The organism is Streptomyces graminilatus (genome assembly GCF_001418565.1).
Taxonomy (GTDB): Bacteria; Actinomycetota; Actinomycetes; order Streptomycetales; family Streptomycetaceae; genus Streptomyces; species Streptomyces graminilatus.
In genome coordinates this window covers 1-8757 of sequence record NZ_LIQQ01000540.1, presented here as the reverse complement: position 1 = coordinate 8757, position 8757 = coordinate 1, and the positions used below count along the sequence as shown (strand labels likewise).

Genomic DNA, 8757 nt, shown 5'->3' with positions numbered 1-8757 from the left:
CCAACCTCGCCGCCCTCGCCGAACAGCGCGACGGCGCCGCCCGCGACCGGGACACCTTCGTGCTGCTGTGGCTCGGCCACGGCACCGGCGCGGCCGTGGTCCTCGACGGCATCCTGCGCCGGGGGGCCTCGGGCGGAACCGGCGAGATCGGCTTCCTGCCGGTGCCGGGTACCCGGCAGTTGCCGTCCGCCACGGACTGCGCGGGCGGCTTCCACTCCCTCGCCGGGTCGGCGGCCGTCGCCCAACTGGCGGACGCGCAGGGCCTGGTGGCCGACGCCGACACCCATGAGCCGCACGCGGCGGCTCTGGTCCGTACGGCAGTGGCGGCTCCCGGGATCCCGGCCCACGACCGCTTCCTCGGCGCCCTCGCCGACCGCGTCGCCATCGGCGCCGCGTCCGTCGTCGCCGTACTCGACCCGGGGTGCGTGGTGCTGGGCGGCGAGGTCGGCCGGGCCGGCGGTGACGTACTGGCCGCCCGCGTCGAGGAACGGCTCGCCCGTATGTCACCCCTCGCGGTCCAGGTGCGCGCGAGCGCGCTGGGCGGCGGAGCGGTACTGCGCGGGGCGCTGCTGACCGCGCGGGAGGGCGCGCAGGAGGAACTGTTCGGCGCGCCTGCCAGGTAGGCGAGAGGCTTGGCCGTTCACCTCCGACCGCCCCTCACCCACCGCTCGCCCGCCGCCTGTTCCCCGTATTCCCGTTGATCGTTGTGAGCCAGTCCACAAAACTCACCCGCATGGAGTACGACCCGGCGTGGCACACTGGCCTGTAACAGAAGCAGCGCACTCCGGGGTCGGTGAAAGTCCGAACCGGCGGTTATAGTCCGCGACCCGTCCGCAGCGTTTTCGGCGGCCGGTTGACCAGGTGGAATTCCTGGACCGACGGTTAAAGTCCGGATGGGAGGCAGTGCGCGGCGGGCGGGCATTCGTGCGCGCCGCCGTACCGCTCGGCCGTGGGCCGAGCTCCGTCCGGCGTCGCTCCCGGTGTCCATGCCCGCTCAGAGCTGTCGTCATCGACAGGCCCCGGAGTCCGTGCCCGAAGAGGCAGGGAGGACCCGGGAAGTGTTCACCGGAATCGTCGAAGAGCTGGGCGAAGTCACGGCCGTCGAAAACCTCGGCGATGCCTCCCGCTTCCGGCTCCGTGGCCCCGTAGTGACCGAAGGTGCCCGCCACGGCGACTCCATCGCCGTCAACGGCGTGTGTCTCACGGTCGTCGAGCACGAGGGTGACGAATTCACCGCCGATGTCATGGCGGAAACCCTCGACCGCTCCAGCCTGGGCGCCCTCGCCGTCGGCTCCCGCGTCAACCTCGAACGCCCCATGGCCCTGGGCGCCCGCCTCGGCGGCCACATCGTGCAGGGCCACGTCGACGCCACGGGCACGGTCCTCGAACGCAAGCTGTCCGAGAACTGGGAGATCGTCAAGATCTCGCTCCCCGCCGACATCACCCGCTATGTCGTCGAGAAGGGCTCCATCACCGTCGACGGCATCAGCCTCACCGTCGTCGACGCGGGCCCCGACTACTTCACCGTCAGCCTCATCCCCACCACCCTCGAACTGACCACACTCGGCCGCAAGCAGCCCGGCGACCCGGTCAACCTCGAGGTCGACGTCATCGCCAAGTACGTCGAGCGGCTGCTCGGAGAGCGGGGGACGGCGAAGTGAACCGGCTGAACACCGAGGCGTTCACGCTTCTCGGCCAGCACATCCTCTGGTCGGACATGATCGGCAACATCCTCGGCCTGATCGCCCTCGCCCTCGGCTGGCGGCGGTCCCTGCTGAGCTGGCCGGTGCAGTTCCTGTCCGGCCTCGTCCTCTTCGGCGCCTTCTTCGGCCACCTCACCGGCAGCGCGGGCAAGCAGGCCGTCGTCATGGCCGTCGCGGGCTACGGCTGGTGGCAGTGGAACCGCCGCAAGGGTGAGTCGGCGGACGGCCACATCACCCCGCGGTTCGCCACCTGGCGCGAGCGGGCCGCCATGATCGGCGCCGCCGCCGTCGGCACGGTCGCCGTGGCCCTGCTCTTCAAGGCCTACCCGAACCTGTCCTGGGACCCCTGGCCGGACGCCTACATCTTCGTCGGCACCATCGTCGCCATGTACGCCCAGGCACGCGGCATGGTCGAGTTCTGGTTCGCCTGGCTCCTCGTCGACGTCGTCGGCGTCCCCCTCAACTTCGCCAACGGCTACGCCTTCTCCGGCTTCGTCTACGTCATCTACGGCGCGCTCGTCCTGTGGGGCATGCGCGACTGGTGGCTGCGCTCCCGCAAGGACACGCGGCCCGTCCTGGAAGGAGCGCCCGCATGACCACGGCCCCGATCCTCTACAGCACGGACAACATCGAGGACTGGTCCCTCGACCCGATCGAACAGGCCATCGCCGACATCGCCGCCGGGCGCCCGGTCGTGGTCGTCGACGACGAGGACCGGGAGAACGAGGGCGACCTCGTCATCGCCGCCGAGAAGGCGACCCCCGAGATCGTCGCGTTCATGATGAGCGAGTGCCGCGGGCTCATCTGCGCCCCCATGGAGGGCGACGAGCTCGACCGGCTCCGGCTGCCGCAGATGGTCGACGACAACACCGAGTCGATGAAGACCGCGTTCACGGTCTCCGTCGACGCCTCGGCCGCACACGGGGTGAGCACCGGTATCTCCGCCTCCGACCGGGCGACCACGCTTCGGCTCCTCGCGGACGGCAAGGCCGGCGCCGACGACTTCGTCCGCCCCGGCCACATCTTCCCGCTGCGCGCCAGGCCCGGCGGCGTCCTCGTCCGCAACGGCCACACCGAGGCCGCCGTGGACCTCGCCCGCCTCGCGGGGCTGCGCCCGGCCGGCGCCATCGTGGAGATCGCCGGCGAGGACGGCCGGATGCTCCGCCTGCCGGAGCTGATCCCCTTCGCCCGCAAGCACGGCCTGACGATCATCTCCATCGAGGACCTGGTCGCCTACCGCAAGAGCGCCGAACCCACCGTCCGGCGCGAGGCCGAGACCCGGCTCCCCACCGCCTACGGCACGTTCACGGCGTACGGCTACCGCTCCACCGTCGACGGCGTCGAGCACGTCGCCCTGGTCCACGGCGAGATCGGTGACGGCGAGGACGTCCTGGTCCGGATCCACTCCGAATGCCTCACCGGTGACGTCTTCCACTCCCTGCGCTGCGACTGCGGCCCCCAGCTCGCGACCTCCCTGGAACGCATCCGGGACGAGGGCCGGGGAGTCGTCGTCTATCTGCGCGGCCACGAGGGACGCGGCATCGGACTGCTGTCCAAGCTCCGGGCGTACGAGCTCCAGGAGCAGGGCCGCGACACCCTCGACGCCAACCTGGAGCTCGGCCTGCCCGCCGACGCCCGGGACTACGGCGCCGGGGCGCGGATACTCCAGGACCTCGGCGTCCACAGCGTGCGCCTGATGACCAACAACCCCGACAAGACCGAGGCGCTGGTCCGCCACGGCCTCAAGGTCACCGGCCGCGAGCTGATGCCGATACAGGCGGGCGAGCACAACCTCACCTACCTGCGCACCAAGCGGGACCGGATGGGCCACGACCTGCCCTGGCTCGACCCGGCCCCCGTGTCCCCCTGCGGCAACCAGTAGACCCAGCAGACCCAGCAGACCCAGTAGAGATCGCTGTAGAGACAGTCGTAGCGACAGTCGCAGTAGAGATCGCCAAGGAGAGACGAGAACGTGAGCGGCAAGGGTGCACCCGAACTGTCCGTACGCAACTGCGGTGACCTGCGCGTCGCCGTCATCGCGGCCCAGTGGCACGAAAAGGTGATGGACGGGCTGGTGGACGGCGCCCTGCGCGCCCTGCGCGACCTGGGCATCGACGAGCCGACCCTGCTGAGGGTCCCCGGGAGCTGGGAACTCCCGGTCGTCGCCAAGGTCCTGGCCGGGCGGGGCTACGACGCGATCGTCGCCCTCGGTGTCGTCATCCGGGGCGGCACCCCCCACTTCGAGTACGTGTGCCAGGGCGTCACCCAGGGCCTCACCCAGGTCTCGGTCGACACCGGCGTCCCCATCGGCATGGGCGTGCTGACCTGCGACACCGAGGAACAGGCCCTCGACCGCGCGGGCATCGAGGGCTCCAACGAGGACAAGGGACACGAGGCGGTGACGGCTGCCGTGGCGACGGCGGCCACCCTCCGCTCAGTATCTGAACCCTGGAGGTGAGCACCGCGCGGTTGCGCATAAGGTGAGCACCATCATGTCCAATAAGACGTTCGAGGAGCTGTTCGCCGAGCTCCAGCACAAGGCCGCCACGGGCGATCCCGCCACCTCCCGCACCGCGGAGCTGGTCGGCAAGGGCGTCCATGCCATCGGCAAGAAGGTCGTCGAAGAGGCCGCCGAGGTCTGGATGGCCGCCGAGTACGAGGGCAAGGAAGCAGCCGCCGAGGAGATCTCGCAACTGCTCTACCACGTCCAGGTGATGATGGTCGCCCGCGGCATCTCGCTCGACGACGTGTACGCCCACCTCTAATCCGCAGTCGCACACCGTTCCGTACGAAACGAAGGAAGCTCGCCTCATGCTGCGCATCGCCGTCCCCAACAAGGGTTCCCTGTCAGGCCCTGCGGCGGAGATGCTGCATGAGGCCGGCTACCAGCAGCGCCGCGAGTCCAAGGAACTGCGGATCGTCGACCCGGAGAACGAGGTCGAGTTCTTCTACCTCCGCCCCCGCGACATCGCGATCTACGTCTCCTCCGGCCGCCTCGACATCGGCATCACCGGCCGTGACCTGCTCATCGACTCCGGGGCCAACGCGGAGGAGATCCTCCCGCTCGGCTTCGCCCGCTCCACCTTCCGCTTCGCCGGCAAGCCCGGCACCGCGAGGGGCATCGAGGACCTGGCCGGCCTGACGGTGGCCACCTCGTACGAGGGGATCGTCGCCAAGCACCTCGCCGACCACGGCGTCGACGCCTCCGTCGTCCACCTCGACGGCGCCGTCGAGACCGCGATCGAACTCGGTGTCGCCGGGGTCATCGCGGACGTCGTCGAGACCGGCACCTCGCTGCGCAACGCGGGCCTGGAGGTGTTCGGCGAGCCCATCATGAAGTCCGAGGCGATCGTCATCCGCCGGGTCGGCGCGGAGACCGAAGAGCCCAAGGTCCAGCAGTTCCTGCGCCGCCTCCAGGGCGTCCTGGTGGCCCGGACGTACGTGATGATGGACTACGACTGCCGTGTCGAGCAGTTGGAGCGGGCCGTCGCCCTCACGCCCGGCCTTGAGTCGCCGACCGTTTCGCCGCTGCACAACGAGGGCTGGGTCGCCGTCCGCGCGATGGTCCCGTCCAAGGAGGCCCAGCGGATCATGGACGACCTGTACGACATCGGCGCACGGGCCATCCTGACCACGGCCATCCACGCCTGCCGCCTCTGAGACCCGGGAAGCGACGGACGAAGAGACCGACACCGTGAGCGACAGGGACCGTACCCCGATGCAGGACCCGCCCACCGCACCCGTACCGCCTGCCCTGCCCGCGCTGCCCGTCACTTTCCGGCCGGGCCGCACCCGGGCCGTGCTGGTCACCGCGAGCGCCGCGATCTTCGTCGTCATCACGACGATCGCGCTGATCCTGGAGACACTCAACCCCGGCGAACGCGTCAGCTTCGTCTTCACCGGCGCGCTGCTGTCCTCCGTGCTCCTGCTGCTGTCCCGGCCGAAGGTGGTCGCCGACGAGGCCGGGGTCACCGTCGTCAACATCGTGAGCAAGCGGCGCCTGGACTGGGCGGAGATCCTCCGGGTGAACCTCCGGCCGGGTGACCCGTGGGTGTTCCTCGACCTCAGCGACGGTACGAGTCTGCCCGCGCTCGGCATCCAGCCCGGCATCGCCAAAGAGCGCGCCATCGCCGACGCGCGCGCCCTGCGGGCGCTCACCGAGGCGCGGTCCGCGAGCGACCCCGAGCAAGATCAGGGCTGACTCAGGGACATCCACCCTGCCACAACAGCCCATGTCTTGATTAATCTGTTGGCGGAGGCGTTTTCGCGCGCCTCCGCCACTGACGTCCCCCCGGTCCTCAGTGGCCCCCTGCTACCCGAGGAGTGACTCCCTCCAGCGATGGACGGATCGTCCTGTAGTACCTGCGCCGCCCCCTCCCGGCATATCGAGGCGGCGGCATCATGACCACCCCCCTGCTGCTCCTTGCGGCGGCATTCCTGCTGATCCTGGCCAACGGCTTCTTCGTGGCCGCCGAGTTCGGCCTCGTCACGGTCGAGCGGCCGGACGCGGAGAAGGCCGCCGCCGACGGCGACCGACGCGCCCGTACGGTCGTCGAGTCGCTCAAGGAGCTGTCCTTCCAGCTCTCCGGCACCCAGCTCGGCATCACCATCACCTCCCTCGTCGTCGGCATGCTCGCCGAGCCGGCGCTCGCGGAGCTGCTGCACGGCCCGTTCACCGCGATCGGCCTGCCCGAAGGGGCCGTCCCGAGCGTCTCGGTGATCGTCGGCATGCTGCTGGCCTCGGCCGTGCAGATGGTGATCGGCGAACTCGTGCCCAAGAACTGGGCGGTCTCCAGGCCGCTCCAGGTCGCCCGGTTCGTGGCCGGCCCGCAGCACGCCTTCTCCCGACTCTTCCGCCCGGTGATCGCCGGGCTCAACGCGGTGGCCAACCGCCTGGTCCGTGCCCTGGGCGTGGAGCCCACGGCGGAACTGGCCTCGGCCCGCACCCCCGGCGAGCTGGTCTCCCTGGCCCGGCACTCGGCCCAGGCCGGCACGCTGGAACAGGACACCGCGGACCTCTTCGTACGGACACTGTCGCTGGGCGAGCTGACCGCGCAGCACGTCATGACTCCGCGCGTGCGGGTCAGCGCGCTGCAGTCGTCGGCCACCGCCGAGGACGTCGTCAACCTGACCCGGGCCACCGGACTGTCCCGCTTCCCGGTCTACCGGGAGCGGATCGACGAGATCGTAGGCATGGCCCACCTCAAGGACGCCCTCGCGGTGCCCTCGGGCGACCGGCTGCGCACACCGGTCGGCCGGATCGCCAAATCACCGCTGCTGGTCCCCGAGACCCTCCCCGTGCAGCCGCTGCTCGAACTGCTGCGCAGCCAGCAGCCCATCGCCGTCGTCGTCGACGAGTACGGCGGTACGGCGGGCGTGGTCACCCTGGAGGACATCGTCGAGGAACTCGTCGGCGAGGTCCACGACGAGCACGACGACGTGCTCAACGAACCCACCGAACTCGCCGCCGCCCCGCCCGAGGACGGCCGCCCCGCCTGGGACGCCGACGGCAGTTGCCGGGTCGACATCCTCCAGCGCATAGGCCTCGACGTGCCCGAGGGCCCGTACGAGACGGTCGCCGGCCTCGTCGCCGACCTGCTGGGCCGGATCCCGGTCCCCGGCGACCGGGCCGAACTGCCGGGCTGGCGCCTGTCGGTCCGCCAGGTCGGTCACTACCGCGCCGAGCGGGTACGTCTGACCAGGGCAGAGGGCAGCTCGAAGACGACGCCGGACCTCCGGGTGGAGGCGGCCCGATGAGCGTGCTGCAACTCCTCTTCGCCCTGCTCCTCGTGCTCGCCAACGGCTTCTTCGTGGGCGCCGAGTTCGCCCTCGTGTCCGTCCGCCGCAGCCAGATCGAACCGCTCGGCACGGCGCGGGCCCGCCAGGTGCTGTACGGCCTGGAACGGCTGCCGCAGATGATGGCCGCCGCCCAGTTCGGGATCACCGTCTGCTCGCTGACCCTGGGCGCGGTGGCCGAACCGACCGTGGCCCACCTGCTGGAGCCGGTCTTCAAGGCGGTCCACCTCCCTGAGGGCATGATCCACCCGCTGGGTTACGTCATCGCGCTCGCGGTCGTCGTCTTCCTCCACCTGGTCATCGGGGAGATGCTCCCGAAGAACATGGCGATGGCGGCGCCCGAGAAGACCGCGCTGTGGCTGAGCCCGGGCCTCGTCGCGTTCGCACGCCTGTGCGGGCCGGTCACGGTGGGCCTCGGCGCCTGTGCGCGACTCGTCCTGAAGCTCTTCCGTGTCGAGCCCAAGGACGAGGTCGAGGCGGTCTTCACCAGCGAACAGCTCAACCGGCTGGTGGAGGACGCCGGCCAGGCCGGGCTGCTCGACCCCGGTGAGCAGGAACGCCTGGAGGACGCGCTGGAACTGGGCTCCCGCCCGGTCACCGACGTCCTCCTCGACCGCGAGTCCCTGGTGACGGTGGGCCCGTCGGTCACCCCGGGCCAGGTGGTCGCCCTCACCGCCCGCACCGGCTATTCCCGCTTCCCGGTGGTGGCGGACAACGGCGCCTTCATGGGCTATCTGCACGTGAAGGACGTACTGGACCTGGAGGAGTCGCAGCGGGCGGTGCCGCAGCACATCTGGCGCTCCATGACGACGCTGCGGTCCGAACTGCCGCTGGACGACGCGCTGACGGTGATGCGGCGGGCGGCGACCCACCTCGCCCAGGTGGCGGACGGCTCGGGCCGGGTGATCGGCCTGGTGGCCATGGAGGACGTACTGGAACTCCTGGTGGGGGAGGTACGCGACCCGGCGCACCGTCAGCCACCTCCGGTGCCGAGGGTGACGGATCCGAGGGGGGAGCCCCAACGGGAGTCGGTGGCCGGCTGACCCCTCCACACGGGGCCTGCGCCCCGGAGGACCCACCTTGCCCGCGGTCGCTTGGCTGCGGGTGGGTGGGGGCTTGTCGCGCAGTTCCCCGCGCCCCTAGGAAGGGGTCCTGTCCCGAGTTGCTCGGCTGCGGCCCGGCGGGGGTTTGTCGCGCAGTTCCTCGCGCCCCTGAAGGGCGCTGCGCGCCCATCCAACCCGCCCAGCTGCGGGCAGTC

General features: G+C 70.7%; 10 protein-coding genes and 1 riboswitch. All 10 genes read left to right on the top strand.

The genetic code is table 11. The features are described 5' to 3' along the window. Positions 1-623, top strand: a 623-nt coding sequence (locus AOK08_RS35595; RefSeq protein ID WP_157876931.1) for an ROK family protein, incomplete at its 5' end; no start/stop codon positions are given. Between the two features lie 152 nt (positions 624-775). Then, positions 776-911: riboswitch (FMN riboswitch) on the top strand. A 147-nt stretch (positions 912-1058) separates the two neighbouring features. After that, positions 1059-1661, top strand: a complete 603-nt coding sequence (locus AOK08_RS35590; RefSeq protein WP_055533700.1) for a riboflavin synthase — start codon at positions 1059-1061, stop codon at positions 1659-1661. Beyond that, positions 1658-2299 (top strand): nicotinamide mononucleotide transporter family protein, encoded by a 642-nt coding sequence (locus AOK08_RS35585; RefSeq protein ID WP_055533698.1) that lies wholly within the window; start codon positions 1658-1660, stop codon positions 2297-2299. The genes AOK08_RS35590 and AOK08_RS35585 overlap by 4 nt, the downstream gene beginning before the upstream one ends. Then, positions 2296-3585 carry a bifunctional 3,4-dihydroxy-2-butanone-4-phosphate synthase/GTP cyclohydrolase II gene (locus tag AOK08_RS35580; protein ID WP_055533696.1) on the top strand — a complete coding sequence of 430 codons (1290 nt, stop codon included), beginning with the start codon at positions 2296-2298 and terminating at the stop codon, positions 3583-3585. The genes AOK08_RS35585 and AOK08_RS35580 overlap by 4 nt, the downstream gene beginning before the upstream one ends. A 90-nt stretch (positions 3586-3675) precedes the next feature. Beyond that, the gene (gene ribH, locus AOK08_RS35575) at positions 3676-4161 is read left to right on the top strand and encodes a 6,7-dimethyl-8-ribityllumazine synthase (RefSeq protein ID WP_006378308.1); all 486 of its coding nucleotides are present in this window, start codon (positions 3676-3678) and stop codon (positions 4159-4161) included. A 34-nt stretch (positions 4162-4195) separates the two neighbouring features. After that, entirely contained in the window at positions 4196-4468 is a 273-nt protein-coding gene (locus AOK08_RS35570) for a phosphoribosyl-ATP diphosphatase (protein WP_055533705.1), read from the top strand. A 46-nt stretch (positions 4469-4514) separates the two neighbouring features. Then, on the top strand, positions 4515-5363 hold the full coding sequence (gene hisG, locus AOK08_RS35565; RefSeq protein WP_055533694.1) for an ATP phosphoribosyltransferase: 849 nt from the start codon (positions 4515-4517) through the stop codon (positions 5361-5363). A gap of 58 nt (positions 5364-5421) precedes the next feature. Next, the gene (locus AOK08_RS35560) at positions 5422-5904 is read left to right on the top strand and encodes a PH domain-containing protein (RefSeq protein ID WP_055533703.1); all 483 of its coding nucleotides are present in this window, start codon (positions 5422-5424) and stop codon (positions 5902-5904) included. Between the two features lie 200 nt (positions 5905-6104). Continuing rightward, positions 6105-7460, top strand: a complete 1356-nt coding sequence (locus AOK08_RS35555; RefSeq protein ID WP_055533692.1) for a hemolysin family protein — start codon at positions 6105-6107, stop codon at positions 7458-7460. Next, the gene (locus tag AOK08_RS35550) at positions 7457-8542 is read left to right on the top strand and encodes a hemolysin family protein (protein WP_055533690.1); all 1086 of its coding nucleotides are present in this window, start codon (positions 7457-7459) and stop codon (positions 8540-8542) included. The genes AOK08_RS35555 and AOK08_RS35550 overlap by 4 nt, the downstream gene beginning before the upstream one ends. The last annotated feature ends 215 nt before the right edge of the window (positions 8543-8757 follow it).